The sequence below is a fragment of the Citrobacter sp. GW821-FHT07H02 genome, assembly GCF_059418505.1.
In genome coordinates this window covers 275,766-297,628 of the sequence record NZ_JBWKPZ010000001.1, presented here as the reverse complement: position 1 = coordinate 297,628, position 21,863 = coordinate 275,766, and the positions used below count along the sequence as shown (strand labels likewise).

Below are 21,863 nucleotides of genomic sequence, written 5' to 3'. Positions count from 1 at the left end.
TGCCGCTCCGGTTAAAAGCGTCTAGTTTATTGAAAAATCCTTGCGCAATCAGGGCGAATATCATGTTTTGCGTGAATAGGTATCAAGAGGGGAAAAATGCGACTCTGGTTAGTACGTCATGGGGAAACCGAAGCTAACGTAGCCGGGCTATACAGTGGCCATGCACCCACGCCACTGACAGACAAAGGAATAGCACAGGCCAGCACATTGAATACATTGCTGCGTGATGTACCTTTCGAGAACGTGTTTTGCAGTGAACTGGAGCGCGCCCGCCACACCGCGCGGTTAGTCCTGCATGAACGCGACGTTCCGGTACGTATTTTGCCGGAGCTTAATGAGATGTTTTTTGGCGACTGGGAAATGCGACACCATCGCGATCTGGCACGTGAAGACGCGGAAAGCTACGCCGCCTGGTGCGCAGACTGGCAAAACGCCATTCCCACCAATGGCGAAGGTTTCCAGGCATTTTCGCAGCGCATCGAACGGTTCATCGCACAATTATCTGATTACAAAGAATATAATAACTTACTGGTGGTCAGCCACCAGGGCGTGTTGAGCCTGCTGATTGCACGGCTATTATCGATGCCCGCCACCTCGATATGGCATTTCCGGGTCGATCAGGGCAGTTGGAGCGCCATTGATTTCTGTGAAGATTTTGCCACCTTAAAGGTATTGAACAGTCGGGCAGTCTGGAAGCCAGGTGAGTAAAACGCTCTTTTTTCACTTCAGCGGCGTCGCGATCATTGACACCCCCTGACAGGCTGATATCCTCCGCAGCCAGACTTTTTTCGTCGTTCAGAGCTTCGCAGAAATTGTTTTACAAAAATGGCGATGCATTCTGTTGCGTGGGGTGGGATGATAGCCCACTTTCTAAAGCCTGTTCGGTGACTTTTGTCCCGACATCGCCTCTGGTTCAGGTATACTAACTGGCCTTTTTATCTCTATTCATACCCCAGGGGGAAAACTTGCAGGGTAAAGCACTCCAGGATTTTGTTATTGACAAAATTGATGACCTGAAAGGTCAGGACATCATCGCCTTAGACGTTCAGGGTAAATCCAGTATCACCGACTGCATGATTATCTGCACCGGTACATCCAGCCGTCATGTTATGTCCATCGCCGACCACGTGGTACAGGAATCTCGCGCTGCCGGCATGCTGCCGCTCGGCGTTGAAGGTGAAAACGTCGCGGACTGGATCGTCGTTGACCTGGGCGATGTCATCGTTCATGTCATGCAGGAAGAGAGCCGTCGTCTGTACGAACTGGAAAAACTCTGGAGTTAATGCGTGAAGCTTCAACTTGTCGCTGTTGGCACGAAAATGCCTGACTGGGTACAAACGGGATTTACGGAGTACCTTCGGCGTTTTCCAAAAGACATGCCTTTTGAGCTGATAGAAATTCCAGCGGGAAAGCGCGGCAAGAACGCGGACATTAAACGCATACTCGACAAAGAGGGTGAGCAGATGCTGGCCGCCGCAGGCAAAAACCGCATCGTCACCCTGGATATCCCAGGCAAACCCTGGGATACGCCGCAACTGGCGACAGAACTGGAACGCTGGAAGCTGGATGGCCGCGACGTCAGCCTGCTGATTGGCGGCCCGGAGGGATTATCTCCTGCCTGTAAAGCGGCGGCAGAACAAAGCTGGTCCCTCTCTGCGCTAACGCTTCCCCACCCTCTTGTGCGGGTGCTGGTCGCAGAGAGTCTGTACCGGGCGTGGAGCATTACCACCAATCACCCTTATCACCGTGAGTGATCGTTTAAGCCTTGAGTAGATTAAGCAGCGGATGAAACTACAGAATTCTTTTCGCGACTATACGGCTGAGTCCGCGCTGTTTGTGCGCCGGGCGCTGGTTGCCTTTTTGGGTATATTGCTGCTGACCGGCGTGCTCATCGCCAACCTTTATAATCTGCAAATCGTGCGTTTTACCGATTATCAGACCCGTTCAAATGAAAACCGTATCAAACTGGTGCCTATCGCCCCCAGTCGCGGGATCATATACGACCGTAACGGTATTCCCTTAGCCCTTAACCGCACCATTTACCAGATAGAAATGATGCCGGAAAAGGTGGATAACGTTCAGGAAACGCTGGATGCGCTGCGCAGTGTCGTCGATTTAAACGATGACGATATCGCTGCCTTCAAAAAAGAGCGCTCGCGCTCCCACCGCTTTACCTCAATTCCCGTTAAAACGAACCTGACAGAAGTACAGGTGGCGCGTTTTGCCGTCAATCAGTACCGTTTTCCCGGCGTGGAAGTGAAAGGCTACAAACGTCGCTACTACCCGTATGGTTCTGCGCTGACCCACGTCATTGGCTACGTTTCGAAGATTAACGACAAAGATGTCGAGCGCCTTGATAAAGACGGCAAACTGGCCAACTATGCCGCAACGCATGATATCGGTAAGCTCGGTATTGAGCGTTATTACGAAGAGGTTCTGCACGGTCAGACGGGTTACGAAGAAGTTGAAGTCAACAACCGTGGTCGCGTGATCCGCCAGCTTAAAGAGGTGCCACCGCAGGCCGGGCACGACATCTACCTGACGCTGGATCTCAAACTTCAGCAATATATCGAAACGCTGCTGGCAGGCAGTCGTGCCGCTGTCGTGGTGACCGATCCCCAAACGGGCGGCGTACTGGCGATGGTCTCCATGCCAAGTTACGATCCTAACCTCTTTGTCGATGGCATCTCCAGCAAAGATTATTCAGGTTTGCTCAACGATCCGAATACGCCGCTGGTTAACCGCGCCACCCAGGGCGTTTATCCTCCCGCCTCGACGGTGAAACCGTATGTGGTGGTATCTGCGCTCAGTGCAGGCGTGATCAACCGTAATACCGGTCTGTTTGACCCAGGTTGGTGGCAGTTGCCAGGTTCCGAGAAGCGCTACCGCGACTGGAAAAAATGGGGGCATGGCCACCTTAACATCACGAAATCACTGGAAGAGTCGGCGGATACGTTTTTCTATCAGATTGCCTATGATATGGGGATAGACCGCCTCTCCGAGTGGATGAGTAAGTTTGGCTACGGTCATTATACCGGGATCGACCTCTCCGAAGAGCGTTCCGGCAACATGCCGACCCGCGAGTGGAAGCAAAAGCGCTTTAAGAAACCGTGGTATCAGGGTGATACCATTCCGGTGGGTATCGGTCAGGGATACTGGACCGCGACGCCTATCCAGATGAGTAAAGCGCTGATGATCCTGATCAACGACGGTGTGGTGAAGGTTCCCCATCTCCTGATGAGTACAACAGAAAACGGTAAACAGGTTCCCTGGGAACAACCGCCCGAAAAACCGGTCGGGGATATCCATTCGGGCTACTGGGAACTGGCTAAAGACGGGATGTATGGCGTGGCAAACCGTGGGAACGGTACTGCGCATAAATACTTCGCCAGCGCGCCTTACAAAATTGCCGCAAAATCCGGTACCGCGCAGGTCTTTGGTCTGAAAGCCAATGAAACCTACAATGCGCACAAAATTGCCGAGCGTTTACGTGACCATAAACTGATGACGGCATTCGCGCCGTACAACGATCCCCGGGTTGCCGTGGCTATCATCCTTGAAAACGGTGGTGCAGGTCCGGCGGTAGGTACGATCATGCGTCAAATCCTCGACCACATCATGTTGGGTGACAACAACACCAATTTGCCAGCGGAAAACCCAGCGGTTACAGCGGCGGAGGACCAATAATCATGACGGATAATCCGAATAAACGAACGTTCTGGGACAAGATTCATATCGATCCCACCATGATGCTTATTCTGCTTGCGCTGCTGGTATACAGCTCACTGGTTATCTGGAGCGCCAGCGGTCAGGATATTGGCATGATGGAGCGAAAAGTAGGGCAAATCGCCATGGGTCTGGTGGTCATGGTGGTGATGGCGCAGATCCCCCCTCGAGTCTACGAAGGCTGGGCACCCTACCTGTATATTATCTGTATTATTTTGCTGGTGGCGGTCGATGCCTTTGGCGCAATATCCAAAGGGGCACAACGCTGGCTTGATCTTGGCATCGTGCGCTTTCAACCCTCTGAGATTGCAAAAATAGCGGTCCCTCTGATGGTCGCGCGCTTTATCAACCGTGATGTCTGCCCGCCATCATTAAAGAACACGGCGATCGCGCTGGTATTGATCTTCATGCCAACGCTGCTGGTTGCAGCACAGCCCGACCTTGGCACTTCGATTCTGGTCGCGCTTTCCGGTCTGTTCGTGCTGTTCCTTTCCGGCCTGAGCTGGCGACTGATTGGCGTTGCCGTGGTGCTGGTTGCCGCGTTTATCCCCATCTTGTGGTTCTTCCTGATGCATGACTATCAGCGCCAACGCGTAATGATGCTTCTTGATCCGGAAACCGACCCTCTGGGTGCGGGTTATCACATTATCCAGTCTAAAATTGCCATTGGCTCCGGTGGCCTGCGCGGCAAGGGTTGGTTACACGGCACGCAGTCGCAGCTGGAATTCTTACCCGAACGCCATACCGACTTTATCTTCGCGGTGCTGGCGGAAGAGCTCGGTCTGGTCGGTATACTCATTCTACTGGCACTTTATATTTTGCTGATCATGCGCGGGCTGTGGATTGCCGCCAGGGCGCAAACCACCTTCGGCCGAGTCATGGCTGGCGGTTTGATGTTGATATTATTCGTTTATGTTTTCGTAAATATTGGTATGGTGAGCGGTATTCTGCCCGTTGTCGGGGTTCCACTCCCGCTGGTCAGTTATGGTGGCTCCGCACTGATCGTGCTGATGGCCGGGTTCGGGATTGTTATGTCGATCCACACCCACAGAAAAATGTTGTCGAAAAGCGTGTAAGGGGTACGCAATGCGTAAGCAGTGGTTTGGAATCTGCATCGCAGCAGGAATGCTCGCGGCATGTACGAGTGATGATGGTCAGCAACAAACGACCGTCGCACCGCAGCCAGCGGTATGTAATGGGCCGATTGTTGAAATCAGCGGAGCCGATCCGCGTTTTGAACCGCTCAACCCAACGGCAAATCAGGATTATCAGCGCGACGGTAAAAGCTACAAAATCGTGCAGGATCCTTCTCGCTTTAGCCAGGCTGGGCTCGCCGCTATTTATGATGCCGAGCCGGGTAGCAACCTGACCGCGTCAGGCGAAGCGTTCGATCCTATGCAGCTTACCGCCGCGCACCCAACGCTGCCGATCCCCAGCTATGTGCGAATCACTAACCTGGCCAACGGTCGCATGATTGTCGTTCGTATCAACGATCGCGGTCCTTACGGCAATGATCGGGTGATTTCACTCTCCCGTGCCGCTGCCGACCGACTGAATACGTCGAACAATACCAAAGTGCGGATTGACCCTATTATTGTGGCTCAGGACGGATCGCTCTCCGGACCCGGTATGGCGTGTACGACCATTGCGAAACAAACTTACGCCCTGCCCTCTCGCCCTGATCTCAGCAGCGGCATGGGAGGTGCGTCTTCCGCACCAGAACCGACACAACCACAAGGTGATATTCGCCCGATCAGCAACTCGACGCTAACAAGCGAAGATTCTGCCGGGGCGCCAGTCAGCAGCAGTGGTTTCCTGGGGGCGCCAACTACGTTAGCGCCAGGCGTACTGGAAGGTAGCGAACCGACGCCTGCACCTGCGCCCACCACGACGTCACCCGTCACCACTCCCACATCAAGCGCGGCAGTAACGCCAGTCTCATCGGCGTCTACCAGCGGTCACTTTGTGGTTCAGGTCGGTGCCGTGAGCGATCAGGCTCGCGCGAAACAGTATCAACAGCGCTTAAGCCAGCAGTTTGGTGTATCGGGTCGCGTAGTTCAAAACGGGGCAGTCTGGCGTATTCAACTCGGGCCTTTCGGCAGTAAAAACGAAGCCAGTACCCTGCAACAACGTTTGCAATCCGAAGCTCAATTACAGTCCTTTATTACCGGCGCGTAGCGGTGTAAAGCAGGCATCTGAACTGTCAGTTTTGTCAATGACGCTAACAAAGTCATGCCGAAAGTCAGATGCCTGCGGGTATAGCATTTGCTATAGTAGGGCACTTTTTTTAATTTCATCACGGATGTCGTAGTTCAGACCATGAAGACCACTTTTTCCGCTCGTTTCCTGCAGCGCATGGCGCTCACCACGGCTCTTTGCGCAGCCTCCATATCCGCTGTGCATGCCGATGACCTGAATATTAAAACCATGATCCCGGGTGTTCCGCAGATCGATGCGGAGTCATACATCCTGATCGATTACAATTCCGGAAAAGTCCTGGCAGAGCAGAACGCTGACATGCGTCGCGACCCGGCAAGTCTGACGAAGATGATGACCAGTTATGTCATTGGTCAGGCAATGAAAGCCGGTAAATTTAAAGAATCGGATCTGGTTACTGTCGGTAACGACGCCTGGGCGACAGGCAACCCGGTATTTAAAGGTTCATCCCTGATGTTCCTGAAACCCGGTATGCAGGTTCCAGTTTCACAGTTGATCCGTGGTATTAATCTGCAATCCGGTAACGACGCCTGCGTCGCGATGGCTGATTTCGCCGCGGGTAGCCAGGACGCCTTTGTCGGCCTGATGAACAGCTACGTCAGCGCGCTGGGCTTGCAAAACACGCATTTCCAGACGGTGCATGGTCTTGATGCTGACGGTCAATACAGCTCTGCGCGCGACATGGCGCTGATCGGTCAGGCCTTAATCCGCGACGTACCTAACGAATACTCCATCTACCGGGAAAAGGAATTTACCTTTAACGGTATTCGTCAGTTAAACCGTAACGGTCTGCTGTGGGATAACAGCCTGAAGGTCGACGGTATCAAAACGGGCCACACTGATAAAGCAGGGTATAACCTTGTCGCTTCTGCGACCGAAGGTCAGATGCGTTTGATTTCTGCGGTGATGGGCGGTCGTACTTACAAAGGGCGTGAAACAGAAAGCAAAAAACTGCTGACCTGGGGCTTCCGTTTCTTTGAAACCGTAAACCCATTGAAGGTCGGCAAAGAGTTTGCTTCTGAACCCGCCTGGTTTGGTGATACCGATCGCGCCTCGTTAGGTGTCGATAAAGATGTCTACCTGACGATCCCGCGTGGTCGAATGAAAGACCTGAAAGCCAGCTATGTTCTGAACACAACTGAATTGCATGCTCCACTGCAGAAAAACCAGGTGGTCGGCACAATCAACTTCCAGCTTGATGGTAAAACCATCGAGCAGCGCCCACTGGTGGTGCTGCAGGAAATTCCTGAAGGTAACTTCTTCGGTAAAATCGTTGATTACATTAAGTTAATGTTCCACCACTGGTTTGGTTAAAAATTGAACACTTGAAAGTGTGATTTCCATCCCCATATACTAAGCATCAGTAAAACTCCCGCTTTTGGCGGGAGTTATTATTTTATTTACGTTACGCCGGAGCTGACATGAAAACCAAACTTAACGAACTGCTTGAATTCCCTACACCATTTACTTACAAAGTAATGGGGCAGGCGTTGCCTGAGCTGGTTGATCAGGTGGTTGAAGTGGTACAGCGCCATGCGCCAGGTGATTACTCCCCGACGGTAAAACCAAGCAGCAAAGGCAATTACCACTCGGTCTCTATCACCATCAATGCTACCCACATTGAGCAAGTAGAAACCCTGTATGAAGAATTAGGCAACATCGACATCGTTCGTATGGTGCTGTAAGTCGTATTACCGTGGTTACCCGGCGTCGTCCGGGTAACAGCGTTTCCCTCTGTGTTATACTCTCCCCTCTTTAATTCATTCTCTACGGAGATGCCGTTTTGTATCAGGATAAAATTCTTGTCCGCCAGCTCGGTCTTCAGCCTTACGAGCCCGTTTCCCAGGCTATGCACGAATTCACCGATACCCGCGATGAAAACAGCAATGATGAAATTTGGCTGGTTGAGCATCATCCTGTCTTCACGCAAGGTCAGGCCGGTAAAGCGGAACACGTATTAATGCCGGGAGATATTCCCGTAATCCAGAGCGATCGCGGCGGGCAAGTCACTTACCACGGCCCTGGCCAGCAGGTGATGTATGTACTGTTGGATCTTAAGCGCCGTAAGCTGGGCGTACGTGAGCTGGTCACGTTGCTGGAACAGACTGTCGTCAATACCCTTGCCGAGCTGAATATCGACGCGCATCCGCGTGCTGATGCGCCAGGTGTTTATGTTGGCGAAAAGAAAATTTGCTCTTTGGGCTTACGCATCCGTCGCGGCTGTTCATTTCATGGTCTGGCACTTAACGTAAATATGGATCTCTCGCCGTTCTTACGTATCAATCCTTGTGGCTACGCAGGGATGGAAATGACCAAAATATCTCAATGGGATAGCGAAGCGACAACCGACAATGTACGCCCCCGATTGCTGGCGAACATGTTAGCTTTACTTAACAATCCAGAGCATGAATATATCCAGGCGTAATCCGTAAAATATAATGACCCATATATTTTTGGGTCATTAACTATATACACTTTGAATGCTTTACTTCTCCGCCCACTTTCTATACTTTCAATTAATCAACTATAACGTCGTTATGGAGTCCACTTTATCCAACCGTATGATGAATTGGCGGACTATATGAAAAATAAAGAATATTTTTCGACTCTTTTATTGAAAGAAATACAGATAACAACATTGATTAACTTTCAATCTAAAATATATATTTAGAATATTGTATTTATTACATCATTCATATCACGAATGATTCCGGAGCAAAAAAGTGAATGACAATAACCTGTCTGAAAAACGTCCCCCCGAACATCAACTAGAAGAAAAGCCTCAAATATTCAAGACACTAAGAAATATTGATCTTAACCTTTTGACTATTTTTGAAGCGGTTTATGTCCATAAAGGCATTGTTAATGCTGCCAAAATTCTCAATCTGACGCCGTCTGCTATTAGCCAGTCTATTCAAAAACTACGGACGATATTCCCGGACCCCTTATTTATTAGAAAAGGTCAGGGCGTTACGCCAACCACTTACGCCACACACCTGCATGAGTATATCAGCCAGGGCCTGGAATCGATTCTTGGGGCACTGGATCTGACAGGCAGTTACGATAAGCAACGCACGATTACCATCGGCACAACCCCTTCTGTCGGCGCGCTGGTCATGCCTGAAATCTACAAAGCCATCAGGCAGCGTTACCCGCAACTTCTGCTGCGCAACATTCCCGTCAGCAATGCGGAAAACCAACTGGCCCAGTTTCAGACAGACCTGATCATCGACAACCACACCTATAACAATCAGACGATACACCGCCACGTCTTGTTTACAGACACCATGGAGCTTGTCTGTCGTCAGGATCACCCTTTGCTTTCGGTATCACTTACCGAAGACAATCTGAAGAATGCAGAGCATACCCTGCTGATGCTGGAAGGTCAGAATCTGCACCCGTTACGTCAACGTGTGCAAGAGATGTTCCCGGAACGGCAGGTCAGTTTTAGTAGCTACAACATCTTTACTATCGCGTCGATGATTGCGAACAGCGATGTGATCGGCATGATGCCTGCACGTTTTTATACGTTGTTTAGCCATTGCTGGTCGCTTAAAAATATTCCTTACGCCGCTCTCAACGATGAAAAAATCGCATTTTCGCTGCATTACAACAAAGTGAGCCTGCGCGATCCTATTCTTGAGAACGTTATCGACATCATACGCGATGCTTTCCGATGTGAAGATGTTGCTGCTTAGCCACCCGGGAGGGTGGATGAAGAGCACAAAACAACAACTATTTTACATTTTGCCGGCCACTCAGGCTGCTTTATGGCCCGTTTCAATGATATACTGCGTATAGCTAATTCAAAAATAGTTGATAAATACAACATTCCCTTGAATTGAAACGCTTACCTTCGTTATTCGCAACTGGAACACGCACGCTATGAGTAAACCCATTGTGATGGAACGCGGTGTTAAATACCGCGATGCCGATAAGATGGCCCTTATCCCGGTTAAAAATGTGGCAACAGAGCGTGAAGCCCTGCTGCGTAAACCGGAATGGATGAAAATAAAGCTTCCAGCGGACTCCACTCGTATTCAGGGCATCAAAGCAGCAATGCGTAAGAATGGCCTGCATTCTGTCTGCGAGGAAGCCTCCTGCCCTAACCTGGCTGAATGTTTCAATCACGGTACCGCGACGTTCATGATCCTCGGCGCGATTTGTACTCGCCGTTGTCCGTTCTGTGACGTTGCACATGGACGTCCGGTCGCCCCGGACGCCAACGAACCGTCAAAACTGGCGCAGACGATTGCTGATATGGCGTTACGCTATGTTGTCATCACCTCCGTCGATCGCGACGATCTGCGTGATGGCGGCGCTCAGCACTTTGCTGATTGCATTACGGCCATTCGCGAGAAAAGCCCGACGATCAAAATTGAGACGCTGGTACCGGACTTCCGTGGCCGTATGGATCGCGCGCTGGAAATCCTCACAGAAACACCACCGGATGTCTTTAACCATAACCTGGAAAACGTTCCGCGTATCTATCGCCAGGTTCGCCCGGGGGCTGACTACAATTGGTCTCTGAAGTTACTGGAACGCTTCAAAGAAGTGCATCCGGAGATCCCAACCAAATCGGGTCTGATGGTCGGTCTGGGTGAAACCAACGCTGAAATCATTGAAGTTATGCGCGATTTACGTCGTCATGGCGTGACCATGCTGACGCTGGGTCAGTATCTGCAGCCAAGTCGTCACCACCTGCCGGTACAGCGCTATGTCAGCCCTGAAGAGTTTGATGAGATGAAAGCGGAAGCGATGGCGATGGGCTTTACCCATGCCGCATGTGGACCGTTTGTTCGTTCCTCTTACCATGCAGACCTGCAGGCAAAAGGACTGGAAGTTAAGTGATCGTGTAACACTCATTTACATTTCAGACAAAAAAACCGGCAAATCGCCGGTTTTTTTCTCTGTAGAGTATAACGTGCGGACATCCTGCTCCGGGTATTACTCTTTGTGAGAGAGTTTCTCAGCCTGAACGTCGCCGCTTGCGTCTTTCTTCGCTCCGGCATCTTCATCGTTCATCGCTTTCTTGAAGCCTTTAATTGCCGATCCCAGGTCTCCACCCAGCGTACGTAACTTCTTGGTACCAAACAGCAGAACAACCAGTGCGGCAACCACCAGCAGTTTGGTAATACTAATCTCACCCATAGATACCTTCTTAACTTAAAACAGGCTGCGTTACGCGCCGTATTAACCTGAAAATTGTAACGGTCTTTTGGCGCGCGCACACAATAGCAATCTGTAACAAGGTGAATCAAGCATTGTTTAAAAATACGTCATAATAATTGCGGTGGCGCAAATCGTCGGTTATGTAACACCGGAAGTTGCGCCCGGACCTGGCGAACTCGCTGCGCGGAAACCTCCGCCATAATCAATGTCGGTGTCTCGGCGGCAGCGGCTATTGTGACGCCAAACGGATCGATAATACGGCTTTGGCCAATATTTTTATTACCGCACTCCCCAGCGGCAATCATATAGCATGTGGTGTCCAGCGCTCTGGCAGCCAATAACGTTGACCAATGATGCTCCTTAAGCGTCCCTCTGACCCACGCAGCAGGAAGTACCAGCAATTCCGCCCCCTGAAGCGCCTGCGCCAGTGCCAGCTCAGGAAAGCGCAAATCGTAACAGGTCATCAGGCCAACCTTCATATCATCAACCTCCAGCAGCGGCGCAATGGCATCGCCTGCGTCCACATTGCGGGACTCTTGTATCGAGAAGGCATCGTAAAGATGAAGTTTCGCGTAATGTGCAACAATCTTGCCCGCACGCAGAGCGACCAGCATATTAAATGCCCGCCCCGGCGTGGAGGGAACATGAAGGGTCAGAATGGTCGTCATGGCATTGCTGGCACTCTCACGTAACAAGAGAGTCAAAAAGCCCCCTTCCAGAAGCTGGGCTGATTTTACCGACAAGTCGGGGTCAAGATCGTCACGCGCCAATAACGCCTCTGGCAACACCAATAACGCAGCCCCATTTTCTGCCGCCTGAGACATTAACGAGACGCATGTTTGTGCATTTTTCTCCCACAAGGGACTCACCGCAAACTGCCCTGCTGCAACGAACATATTCCCTCCACTTACGTTTGTTGAACTCGCCAAAGAGGATTATTCAGCGTTACACTCACCCCTATACCAATCAAATAGCAGGATTGTGTTGTGTTACAACTTCTTTTAGCAGTTTTTATTGGTGGCGGTACAGGTAGCGTTGCACGCTGGCTGTTGAGTATGCGGTTTAACCCGCTGCATCAGGCGCTCCCTGTTGGCACACTCGTGGCAAACTTATTGGGTGCTTTTATCATTGGTATGGGGCTTGCGTGGTTCAATCGCATGACGAATATCGACCCGATGTGGAAAGTGCTCATCACCACGGGCTTTTGCGGCGGCTTAACGACATTCTCTACCTTCTCAGCTGAGGTCGTTTTTCTGCTACAGGAAGGACGTTTTGGCTGGGCTATGCTTAATGTGCTGGTCAACCTGTTAGGGTCTTTTGCAATGACGGCAATGGCCTTCTGGCTTTTTTCAGCGTCGACTGCGCACTAGGAGCGAAAAAAAACCCGCAATTAAGCGGGTTTTGAATTCTTGCTGTCGTATGCTTACAGAGCGGTTACGTTTGCAGCAGAAGGGCCTTTGGCACCGTTAGTGATTTCGAACTCTACGCGCTGACCTTCAGCCAGAGTTTTAAAACCATTGGTCTGGATTGCAGAGAAGTGTACGAACACGTCTTTGCTGCCATCTTCCGGAGTAATGAAACCGAATCCTTTGGACTCATTAAACCACTTAACGTTACCTTTAATCTTAGACATCAAAATTACCTTTACATGAAAAATAGACACAAATGCTGTGTCGGGTATCAGTACATCAATTGTGGTGCATTTTGTCCAGTCGAACTTTGCCAAAAAGTGATAAATGTCGCGTTATTTTTTAGCTAACTGTTATTACACTTTGTTTTTATTGATGTTTTTTGATTAAGAAAAGTCCGGAACTCAGGCGTCAGAACTGAAAGCGCATCCATGCAAAGTAGACATTCCCGTTGTTATAGGTCCCTGGGATGTAAGTCATCTGGAATGTCGCGGGCCCATAGCCAATGGAAGCCAACGGTAATAAAACGGGAACAGGGATATAATTCCAGTTATCGCGTGCGGTGGCCCCCGCCGTAAAACCTAACCCCATATGAAAATTCTCATCCGCTAGCGGTCGCCAGGTTTTTTCCCAGCCATAGCCTCCAATCGGCTCCCACTTATTATAAGAATCCTTAAAGGCCATAATATAAAGACCGTGCCAGTTACCTTTATCATCCCAGCGTGATTGACCAAACCCCACGCCCCACGGACGTTCATTGTAACGATCCGTTTTCTCCTTATCGTAGGCAAATCGCGCATGCCAGGTAATCGCTGGGACATAAAGATCATAATGTTCAGGCTGTTGCCAGGTTTGCGCAACATTCTCCTTCAGCGTATCAAGCCACCCTTTGTCTTCTGCAAAGACCTGAGGCAGGAGTATCAACTGAGCAAACAGAAATGAATAAATAAGAAAATACTTTTTAGCGACAATCACAACATAATTACCATTCTTGGGTTCGACGGCGATCGTAACAAAGCCAACTCAAATGAAACCTTAACAAAAAGGGAACTGAGAAAAATCGCAAAGTGCGGGTGTTCTATTGTCTGCGATTGTATTTCCTAGCAGGAATAACGCTCACAAATCCCCACCCTCATTGTATGGAAATAGACTCAACCTTATTTAAATCCAGCCATTACTTGCAAATTAACAATATCGCATCAAATTCACATCAAATTAAAAACAAATGAGATTTTGTCTAAAAAAAAGGCTGCCCTGCATTGAATCCGTCTTTTTATTGATTTCAATCAGCAAGGGAATACGGTTTATTCGGCACATTTTTATACTATTTTGAAGTCATTTACTTCGTTTTCACTTTCTGGGTGTCCATGCGACAGGGGAAATAATGTTGATATTTATTGAACTCCTTATAGGGGTTGTGGTTATTGTGGGTGTAGCGCGCTACATCATTAAAGGCTACTCAGCCACCGGCGTATTATTTGTTGGTGGGTTAGTACTGCTAATTATCAGTGCGCTCATGGGGCACAAAGTTTTACCCGCCAGTGAAACTGGCACAGGCTATACCGCGACGGATATCGTTGAATATATTAAAATTCTGCTAATGAGTCGCGGCGGCGATCTTGGCATGATGATCATGATGCTGTGTGGTTTCGCCGCTTATATGACGCATATTGGCGCCAACGACATGGTGGTCAAATTAGCCTCTAAGCCCCTGAAGTATATCAACTCGCCCTATTTACTGATGATCGCCGCGTATTTTGTTGCCTGCCTGATGTCGCTGGCCGTTTCCTCCGCAACGGGGCTTGGCGTACTGCTGATGGCGACCCTCTTCCCTGTGATGGTCAACGTCGGTATCAGTCGTGGTGCAGCCGCTGCAATTTGTGCTTCCCCGGCAGCGATTATTCTCTCGCCAACCTCTGGTGATGTCGTATTGGCCGCAAAAGCAGCGGAAATGCCACTGATCGATTTTGCATTCAAAACCACGCTGCCTATCTCAATCGCCGCCATTATCGGCATGGCGATCGCCCACTTTTTCTGGCAGCGTTATCTGGATAAAAAAGAAAATATTTCACATGAAATGCTCGATGTGAATGAAATCACCACCAGCGCGCCCTCTTTTTACGCAATACTGCCGTTTACCCCGATCATTGGTGTTCTGGTGTTTGATGGCAAATGGGGCCCGCAACTGCACATTATTACGATTCTGGTGAGCTGTATGTTATTAGCGGCATTGCTGGAATTTGTTCGTGGTTTCAATACGCAAAAAGTATTTTCCGGGCTGGAAGTGGCGTATCGGGGAATGGCGGACGCCTTTGCTGGCGTGGTCATGCTGTTAGTGGCGGCGGGTGTGTTCGCTCAGGGTCTGAGCACCATCGGTTTTATTCAGAGTCTGATCTCTATTGCCACCTCTTTTGGCTCAGCAAGCATCATTCTGATGCTGGTCCTCGTGATTTTGACCATGCTCGCGGCCATGACGACAGGCTCCGGTAATGCGCCTTTTTACGCCTTTGTGGAGATGATCCCGAAACTGGCGCACTCTTCCGGCATTAATCCGGCTTATCTGTCGATTCCCATGCTGCAGGCGTCAAATCTGGGACGTACTATTTCCCCGGTATCCGGCGTAGTCGTTGCCGTTGCGGGTATGGCGAAAATCTCTCCTTTTGAAGTGGTGAAGCGGACATCTGTCCCGGTGATGGTGGGACTGCTGATCGTCATTGTCGCGACTGAAGTCATGGTGCCAGCCTCATCCGCGATCGTTGGCGGCTAACGTATCAATGCCGGGTAGCGACGCTCATTGCACCGCTATCCGGCATAGCCGAATCATCCTCCGTGGTAGATTCGTTGCGGCCTGCCAATCTTACCGTGAACGATCTCTGCAACAATCAGATGGCGACCTGCACAGTATTCCAGATAGCGCCGGGAGGTCGTCCGGCTAATGGTCAGCGCCTGCGCCACGGTTTCTGCGGTATGCTGAACCGTCGGATCACTAAACAGCTTGAGTATCGCATTAAGCGTTAACGCATCGATTCCCGTAGGTAGATCGCCTTTGGATTCTCCCCTGGCATATGCATTAAACATTTCGTCAATTTGCCGCTGACTGGCGCTGTCGTTACCCGCCAGCATGCGCCGGCGCTGCTGATACCGTGTAAGCGTTTGACCGAGTCGCTCATAGGCAATCGGTTTGATAAGATAATCAAACGCCCCGCTGCGCACGGCCTCAGACACCGTATCCATATCGCTGGCCGCCGTGGTAAAGACAACGCCGCCGGGATAGCGTGACTGCGTCAATTCGTGGAGTAACGTGATGCCCTTTCCGTCTGGCAGATAGTTATCCAGTAAAATGAGCCCAGGCTTAAAACGCTCAATCATCATCCGGGCCTGCGCCAGATTCCCGGCAAGCCAGATCTGTTTAAAACCCGGAATATGGCGAATATATTCCGCGTGCATTTCCGCCAGCAGCGTTTCATCCTCAACGATCAGTATGCTTAATGGTTCCGTCATTGTTTTTTTTCACTTTCGGAAGAAATAGAGAAAACAAGGTGCCGCAAGGATCATTGTCTTCCAGCGTAATGATCCCCCCACAGCGCCCCACATAACTTGCAATCAAATACAGTCCAATGCCATGTTCTCCAGGTTCGTCAGTTCGCGTACTGACCCCCTGTTCGAATATTTTTTCGCGCAATGCCTCAGGAACGCCGCAACCCTGATCGGCAACTTCGATGATGACTTCATCCCCTTCGTCGCTCAAAAAGAGCTCAACGACATTATTTCCTTGCGGAGTCCGCAAACTGGCTTCAAAGGCATTATCGAGCAGATTCCCGACAATCGCCGCAAACTCTGTGCTATCAAGCCCTTCCGGAAGCTGGTGTAACTGGCTACCGGGCACAATCGTCATCTGGAGCCCTAACTCCCGCGCACGCTGCACTTTGCCAAACAGTAGACCGGCGACCTGACGGTCGGAAAACGCGCTACGCAGGCTGTCAATAAGCTGTTGCTGCGCCTGCGATTCCCCCTGCACCATCTCCCGGACGCGATCATACTCCTTCATTTGCAGCAAACCATTGAGCGTGGACATCCAGTTTAGATGTTCATGGCGCAGAGTTCTGAGACTCTCAACATATTGTTTGATTTGGCTTAGTTGCGCATTAAGGGTAGAAATCTCATCTTTGCTTCGAAAGCTGATGATCGCCCCAAGTAACTCGTCGCCAGAGCGGATCGCCTCGCGATTAGCAATAACACTGAGCCCATTAAAATTGGCCATCACATTCTGGCGTGGCTCCGCGATCTCCTGAGTGAAAAAATCTGCGGGTTTCACCACCTCTTCAATCGGTTTTCCCAGCCACTGCCTCCCGGGAGAAGACAAACCCAGCATTTTCCTGGCGCTACGGTTAATGGCGGTAATAAACCCTTCAGGATCAACGGCAATCAGCCCTTCATAGACAGAACTAAACAACGCCTCCTGCTGGCGTACCACCCGCGCGATTTGCTTTGGTTCCATCCCCAACATCTGGCGGCGAATATGGGAAGCAAAAAACCATGAAAGTAGCATCAGTAGCAACAATAACAGGACAAATACGCCCGCCATCGGTAATAAAAAGTCCAGTCGCCAGCTATCGATTTTGCTGACCAGATAACCAATCGACACCACACCGATCACCTGACCACTCTCATTGAATATCGGCGTCTTGGCGCGCATCGCCATGCCGATAGACCCCTCCCCCATAATAAAATAGCTTTCACCCTTTTCAAGCGCGCCGGGTTTGGTGAACTGCATGGGCTGACCAATTTTTGCCGGATTCGGGTGGTAGAGGCGAATCGAATTGCGGTCGCCGATCACGACATAGTCGAAATCGGTATCGCTCTGCAGTTTATCCGCAATGCTGGCTAATCGTGTGTAATCACGGTGTTCGACGGCAGAGATAATGCTGTCATTCGAGGCAATGATCTTCGCCTGGTTCATCGCCATATCCCTGACATGGGTCACCAGATAGTCCTCGAAACTCGCAGAAAAATACCGCGCCAGGGCCGCGATGATAAAAATAGAAACCACCAGAATAAGGAGAAAAATGCGTAACGGAAACGCAAGGCGCCGGAAAAAAAGAAACTGCTTTTTATTTTTATGAGCGGGCATTATTGTTCCTTACCTATGTCAACCGGTACACTTAACGCATAGATGTAATAAAAATGTTTTCTTCCGGAAGAAGAGAATAATCTAAGATCGTTACAGATTCCCCACCTTAAATCAATTAAACAAATTAAAACCACGCCTTAAATGATCGTTAAGTTAATTAAAAAACTTAAAACCATAAAACACATAAAAACCATCTAACTCTTTGTGAAATAAATCAAAATTTACCTCTTTAATACTCCTTACGATGTATATGTCAGGGAGAAAGAGGACTAATGGCGAATAAAAAAAGCAAAACGCCCTGACGTAAACAAAACGTTATCAATTGACAAAATTGCACAACAAACACAAAAACCCAGCAACAATATATATCTTCAGGAGCCTTTTCACTATGTTTGAAAATAATGTGTTCACACAAGTCAAACGCTCTGAAAATATAAAAATGGCGGCGATCACGAAATTCCTGAAAGAGAATGATCTGAGCGTGGATACCACCGTTGAAATATTCATAACTGTTATGCGTGACGATCACCTTATCGCCTGCGGTGGCATTGCTGGAAATATCATAAAATGCGTGGCCATCAGCGAATCAGTACGGGGCGAAGGTTTAGCGCTAACGCTGGCGACTGAGCTTATCAATCTCGCCTATGAAAGACACTGCACACATCTCTTCATCTATACAAAAACCGAATACGAAGCGCTGTTTAAACAGTGCGGTTTCGCAACGCTGACCAGCGTACCCGGCGTGATGGTGCTGATGGAAAACAGCACCACACGATTAAAACGCTACGCCGAATCCCTGGCAAAACAGCGGCGGGACGGCAAAAAAATTGGCTGTATCGTGATGAATGCCAACCCATTCACACAGGGTCACCGGTACCTGATTCAACAAGCGGCAGCACAATGTGACTGGCTGCACGTGTTCTTAGTCAAAGAAGATACATCCCGTTTTCCGTACGAAGATCGATTTGATTTAGTGCTCAAAGGGACTGCGGATATCCCGCGATTAACCGTCCATCGTGGCTCCGAATACATCATCTCCCGCGCCACCTTCCCGTGCTACTTCATCAAAGAGCAGAGTGTTATCAACCACTGCTACACCGAAATCGACCTGAAGATTTTCCGTCAGTACCTGGCGCCCGCACTGGGCGTCACCCACCGTTTCGTGGGTACTGAACCGTTTTGTACCGTCACCTCTCAGTACAACCACGATATGCGTTACTGGCTGGAAACGCCCGCGCTTCCCGCCCCACCCATTGAGCTGGTGGAAATTGAGCGGCTGTGTTTTCAGGAGATGCCGATTTCCGCCTCCTGGGTACGCAAGCTGCTGGTTAAAAAAGATCTCACGGCTATCGCGCCGCTGGTGCCTGAAGCCACTCTGCACTATCTGCAGAACATGCTTGAGCGCAGCCCATCCAGCGCGACAGTCCGCCAAAAGACCCCCGCATTAGAAACAGGTGAAAAATGAAAATAAACCAGGCAGCCGTCGCCGGCACCCTTGAGTCTGGAGATGTGATGATACGCATCGCTCCGCTCGACACGCAGGAAATCGACCTGCAAATCAACAGCAGCGTTGAAAAACAGTTTGGCGATGCTATCCGCACGACCATTCTGGACGTGCTCTCACGCTACGATGTGCGCGGCGTACAGCTGAATGTCGATGATAAAGGCGCGCTGGACTGCATTTTACGCGCCCGACTGGAAACCCTGCTGGCGCGCGCCAGCGGTATCCCGGCACTGCCCTGGGAGGATCGCCAATGATTTCCGCCTCCTTACAACAACGTAAATCCCGCACCCGTCGCAGCATGCTGTTCGTACCTGGCGCCAATGCCGCCATGATCAGCAATTCGTTCATCTATCCGGCAGATGCGCTGATGTTCGATCTGGAAGACTCTGTCGCCCTGCGTGAAAAAGATGCCGCTCGTCGTCTGGTATACCACGCCCTGCAACACCCACTTTATCGCGATATTGAAACCATTGTGCGCGTTAACGCCCTCGATTCTGAATGGGGTATCAACGACCTGGAAGCCGTTGTCCGCGGCGGCGCCGATATTGTGCGTTTACCGAAAACCGACACCGCGCAGGACGTTATCGATATTGAAAAAGAGATCCTGCGTATTGAGAAAACCTGCGGTCGCGAAGCCGGTAGCACCGGTTTGTTAGCCGCCGTGGAATCGCCGCTGGGCATCACCCGCGCGGTCGAAATTGCGCATGCGTCTGAACGTCTGATCGGTATTGCGCTGGGCGCGGAAGACTACGTACGTAACCTGCGTACCGAGCGTTCGCCAGAAGGTACCGAGCTTCTGTTTGCACGATGCTCCATTTTGCAGGCGGCGCGTTCTGCCGGTATTCAGGCGTTTGACACTGTCTATTCCGATGCCAACAACGAAGCGGGTTTCCTGAATGAAGCTTCGCATATCAAGCAGCTGGGTTTTGACGGCAAGTCGCTCATTAACCCACGCCAGATTGAACTGCTGCACAACCTGTATGCCCCGACGCAGAAAGAAGTGACCCATGCCCGTCTGGTAGTGGAGGCCGCTGAAGCCGCTGCTCGTGAAGGCCGTGGCGTCGTTTCTCTGAACGGCAAGATGGTAGACAGCCCGGTTATTGAACGTGCTCGTCTGGTGCTTTCCCGCGCAGAACTTTCCGGCATCCGCGAAGAATAAGGCAAAAAAAATGACGCAGAAAATCGAACAACTTCAACGACAGGAACGGGTAACAGCCTGGAGTCGCCGCGCGGAAAGTGAACTTTCCGCCTTTCAGAGCAGCTCAAAACAGAACCTGCAGGCGCAAAAACCGCGCAACAAAAAACTGTGTGCCGATCTCGAAGAAGCCATTCGCCGTTCCGGTTTGCAGGACGGTATGACTATCTCTTTCCACCACGCTTTCCGTGGCGGCGATCTGACGATCAACCTGGTCATGGACACGATCGCCAGAATGGGCTTTAAAAATCTGACCCTGGCCTCCAGTTCGCTGAGCGACTGCCATGCGCCGCTGGTCGGTCATATCCGCAAGGGTGTGGTTAGCCGTATCTATACCTCCGGTCTGCGCGGACCGTTGGCGGAAGAAATTTCCCGCGGATTGCTGGAAGACCCCGTGCAAATCCATTCACACGGCGGTCGTGTACACCTCGTACAAAGCGGTGAATTGAGTATTGATGTGGCATTCCTCGGGGTTCCCTCCTGCGATTCTTTCGGTAACGCCAATGGTTATACCGGTAAAGCCTGTTGCGGTTCTCTGGGCTATGCGAAAGTCGATGCCGAAAACGCGAAACAGGTCGTGCTGCTGACAGAGGCGTTACTGCCCTATCCGCATAACCCGGCCAGCATTGCTCAGGATCAGGTGGATCTCATCGTGCAGATCGACCAGGTGGGTGATGCCGATAAAATCGGTGCTGACGCGACCCGTATGACCACCAACCCGCGCGAGCTGCTGATCGCCCGCAGCGCGGCAGAAGTAATCGCCAACTCTGGCTACTTCAAAGAGGGATTCTCCCTGCAAACCGGAACCGGCGGCGCGTCTCTTGCCGTCACCCGTTTCCTGGAAGACAAAATGCGCAGCCGCGATATTCGCGCCGATTTCGCGTTGGGGGGGATCACCGCCACCATCGTTGACCTGCATGAGAAAGGGCTGATCCGCAAGCTGCTGGATGTACAAAGCTTTGACCGCAATGCCGCCGAATCACTGGCCCGCAACCCGAATCACATCGAAATCAGCGCCAACCAGTACGCCAACTGGGGTTCTAAAGGGGCATCGGTTGACCGTCTGGATGTCGTGGTACTGAGCGCACTGGAAGTGGACACTCACTTTAATGTCAACGTGCTGACCGGTTCTGACGGCGTATTGCGTGGCGCATCCGGTGGTCACTGCGATACCGCCGTTGCCGCAGCCCTGTCTATTATCGTCGCGCCGTTGGTACGTGGTCGTATCCCGACGCTGGTAGACAATGTGACTACCTGTGTAACCCCAGGTTCCAGCGTTGACATTCTGGTGACAGACCATGGCATCGCCGTCAACCCGGCGCGTCCGGAACTGGCCGAACGTCTGAAAGAAGCGGGAATGAAAGTGGTGTCGATCGAATGGCTGCGCGAACGTGCGCAACTGCTCACCGGTCAGCCTCGCCCGATTGAATTCACCGACCGCGTGATTGCCGTGGTGCGTTACCGCGATGGTTCGGTCATTGATGTCGTTCATCAGGTGAAGGAATAAAC

Annotated in this window: 23 protein-coding genes; 17 read left to right on the top strand and 6 right to left on the bottom strand. The window is 50.8% G+C overall.

Annotated features, from left to right (window positions below):
- The first annotated feature begins 96 nt into the window (after positions 1–96).
- From AC07NP_RS01340 to lipA, 11 genes are all read left to right on the top strand, one after another.
- Positions 97–708, top strand: a complete 612-nt coding sequence (locus AC07NP_RS01340) for an adenosylcobalamin/alpha-ribazole phosphatase (RefSeq protein WP_203358506.1) — start codon at positions 97–99, stop codon at positions 706–708.
- Between the two features lie 257 nt (positions 709–965).
- Positions 966–1,283, top strand: coding sequence for a ribosome silencing factor (rsfS, locus tag AC07NP_RS01335; protein WP_162382576.1), 318 nt, complete (start codon positions 966–968; stop codon positions 1,281–1,283).
- Positions 1,284–1,286: 3 nt separating this feature from the next.
- Positions 1,287–1,754, top strand: coding sequence for a 23S rRNA (pseudouridine(1915)-N(3))-methyltransferase RlmH (gene rlmH / locus AC07NP_RS01330; protein ID WP_003022725.1), 468 nt, complete (start codon positions 1,287–1,289; stop codon positions 1,752–1,754).
- Between the two features lie 31 nt (positions 1,755–1,785).
- The gene (gene mrdA / locus AC07NP_RS01325; protein ID WP_494659346.1) at positions 1,786–3,687 is read left to right on the top strand and encodes a peptidoglycan DD-transpeptidase MrdA; all 1,902 of its coding nucleotides are present in this window, start codon (positions 1,786–1,788) and stop codon (positions 3,685–3,687) included.
- 2 nt (positions 3,688–3,689) lie between these two features.
- Positions 3,690–4,802 (top strand): peptidoglycan glycosyltransferase MrdB, encoded by a 1,113-nt coding sequence (gene mrdB, locus AC07NP_RS01320; RefSeq protein WP_203358508.1) that lies wholly within the window; start codon positions 3,690–3,692, stop codon positions 4,800–4,802.
- A 10-nt stretch (positions 4,803–4,812) separates the two neighbouring features.
- Complete coding sequence (gene rlpA, locus AC07NP_RS01315; protein WP_494659345.1) at positions 4,813–5,904, top strand: endolytic peptidoglycan transglycosylase RlpA; 1,092 nt, start codon at positions 4,813–4,815, stop codon at positions 5,902–5,904.
- Between the two features lie 141 nt (positions 5,905–6,045).
- Positions 6,046–7,257, top strand: a complete 1,212-nt coding sequence (gene dacA / locus AC07NP_RS01310) for a D-alanyl-D-alanine carboxypeptidase DacA (RefSeq protein ID WP_494659344.1) — start codon at positions 6,046–6,048, stop codon at positions 7,255–7,257.
- A 107-nt stretch (positions 7,258–7,364) separates the two neighbouring features.
- A complete protein-coding gene (gene ybeD / locus AC07NP_RS01305; protein WP_000850547.1) occupies positions 7,365–7,628 on the top strand; it encodes a DUF493 family protein YbeD in 264 nt (87 codons plus the stop codon).
- A gap of 98 nt (positions 7,629–7,726) precedes the next feature.
- Complete coding sequence (lipB, locus tag AC07NP_RS01300) at positions 7,727–8,368, top strand: lipoyl(octanoyl) transferase LipB (protein ID WP_494659343.1); 642 nt, start codon at positions 7,727–7,729, stop codon at positions 8,366–8,368.
- A 298-nt stretch (positions 8,369–8,666) separates the two neighbouring features.
- Positions 8,667–9,641, top strand: a complete 975-nt coding sequence (locus AC07NP_RS01295; protein WP_494659342.1) for a YbeF family transcriptional regulator — start codon at positions 8,667–8,669, stop codon at positions 9,639–9,641.
- A gap of 187 nt (positions 9,642–9,828) precedes the next feature.
- On the top strand, positions 9,829–10,794 hold the full coding sequence (gene lipA / locus AC07NP_RS01290; RefSeq protein WP_494659341.1) for a lipoyl synthase: 966 nt from the start codon (positions 9,829–9,831) through the stop codon (positions 10,792–10,794).
- 96 nt (positions 10,795–10,890) lie between these two features.
- Here lipA and tatE read toward each other — a convergent pair whose 3' ends face one another.
- Positions 10,891–11,094, bottom strand: coding sequence for a twin-arginine translocase subunit TatE (gene tatE / locus AC07NP_RS01285; protein WP_192611531.1), 204 nt, complete (start codon positions 11,092–11,094; stop codon positions 10,891–10,893).
- A 128-nt stretch (positions 11,095–11,222) separates the two neighbouring features.
- Entirely contained in the window at positions 11,223–12,011 is a 789-nt protein-coding gene (locus AC07NP_RS01280; protein ID WP_494659340.1) for a deaminated glutathione amidase, read from the bottom strand.
- A 90-nt stretch (positions 12,012–12,101) separates the two neighbouring features.
- On the opposite strand from AC07NP_RS01280, the gene crcB reads away from it, so the two are divergent.
- Positions 12,102–12,485: a fluoride efflux transporter CrcB gene (gene crcB, locus AC07NP_RS01275; protein WP_203358514.1), complete on the top strand. Its 384-nt coding sequence runs from the start codon at positions 12,102–12,104 to the stop codon at positions 12,483–12,485.
- Positions 12,486–12,538: 53 nt separating this feature from the next.
- On the opposite strand, the gene cspE is transcribed toward crcB, so the two are convergent.
- Positions 12,539–12,748, bottom strand: coding sequence for a transcription antiterminator/RNA stability regulator CspE (gene cspE, locus AC07NP_RS01270; protein ID WP_000034826.1), 210 nt, complete (start codon positions 12,746–12,748; stop codon positions 12,539–12,541).
- Between the two features lie 187 nt (positions 12,749–12,935).
- Positions 12,936–13,499, bottom strand: coding sequence for a lipid IV(A) palmitoyltransferase PagP (pagP, locus tag AC07NP_RS01265; RefSeq protein ID WP_494659339.1), 564 nt, complete (start codon positions 13,497–13,499; stop codon positions 12,936–12,938).
- Between the two features lie 409 nt (positions 13,500–13,908).
- Here pagP and dcuC point away from each other — a divergent pair, with 409 nt between their 5' ends.
- Entirely contained in the window at positions 13,909–15,291 is a 1,383-nt protein-coding gene (gene dcuC / locus AC07NP_RS01260) for an anaerobic C4-dicarboxylate transporter DcuC (protein ID WP_494659338.1), read from the top strand.
- A gap of 53 nt (positions 15,292–15,344) precedes the next feature.
- Here dcuC and dpiA read toward each other — a convergent pair whose 3' ends face one another.
- A complete protein-coding gene (gene dpiA, locus AC07NP_RS01255; RefSeq protein WP_203358516.1) occupies positions 15,345–16,025 on the bottom strand; it encodes a two-component response regulator DpiA in 681 nt (226 codons plus the stop codon).
- Positions 15,994–17,655, bottom strand: coding sequence for a sensor histidine kinase DpiB (gene dpiB / locus AC07NP_RS01250; RefSeq protein WP_494659337.1), 1,662 nt, complete (start codon positions 17,653–17,655; stop codon positions 15,994–15,996). Before dpiB ends, dpiA begins: the two co-directional genes overlap by 32 nt.
- Before the next feature lie 388 nt (positions 17,656–18,043).
- On the opposite strand from dpiB, the gene citC reads away from it, so the two are divergent.
- Genes citC through citF form a run of 4 tightly spaced genes read left to right on the top strand, consistent with a single transcriptional unit; the run spans position 18,044 to position 21,861 of the window.
- A complete protein-coding gene (gene citC / locus AC07NP_RS01245; RefSeq protein ID WP_494659336.1) occupies positions 18,044–19,120 on the top strand; it encodes a [citrate (pro-3S)-lyase] ligase in 1,077 nt (358 codons plus the stop codon).
- A complete protein-coding gene (citD, locus tag AC07NP_RS01240; protein ID WP_494659335.1) occupies positions 19,117–19,413 on the top strand; it encodes a citrate lyase acyl carrier protein in 297 nt (98 codons plus the stop codon). Before citC ends, citD begins: the two co-directional genes overlap by 4 nt.
- The gene (gene citE, locus AC07NP_RS01235; protein WP_276292447.1) at positions 19,410–20,318 is read left to right on the top strand and encodes a citrate (pro-3S)-lyase subunit beta; all 909 of its coding nucleotides are present in this window, start codon (positions 19,410–19,412) and stop codon (positions 20,316–20,318) included. Before citD ends, citE begins: the two co-directional genes overlap by 4 nt.
- A gap of 10 nt (positions 20,319–20,328) precedes the next feature.
- Positions 20,329–21,861, top strand: coding sequence for a citrate lyase subunit alpha (gene citF, locus AC07NP_RS01230; RefSeq protein ID WP_494659334.1), 1,533 nt, complete (start codon positions 20,329–20,331; stop codon positions 21,859–21,861).
- Positions 21,862–21,863: the final 2 nt, after the last annotated feature.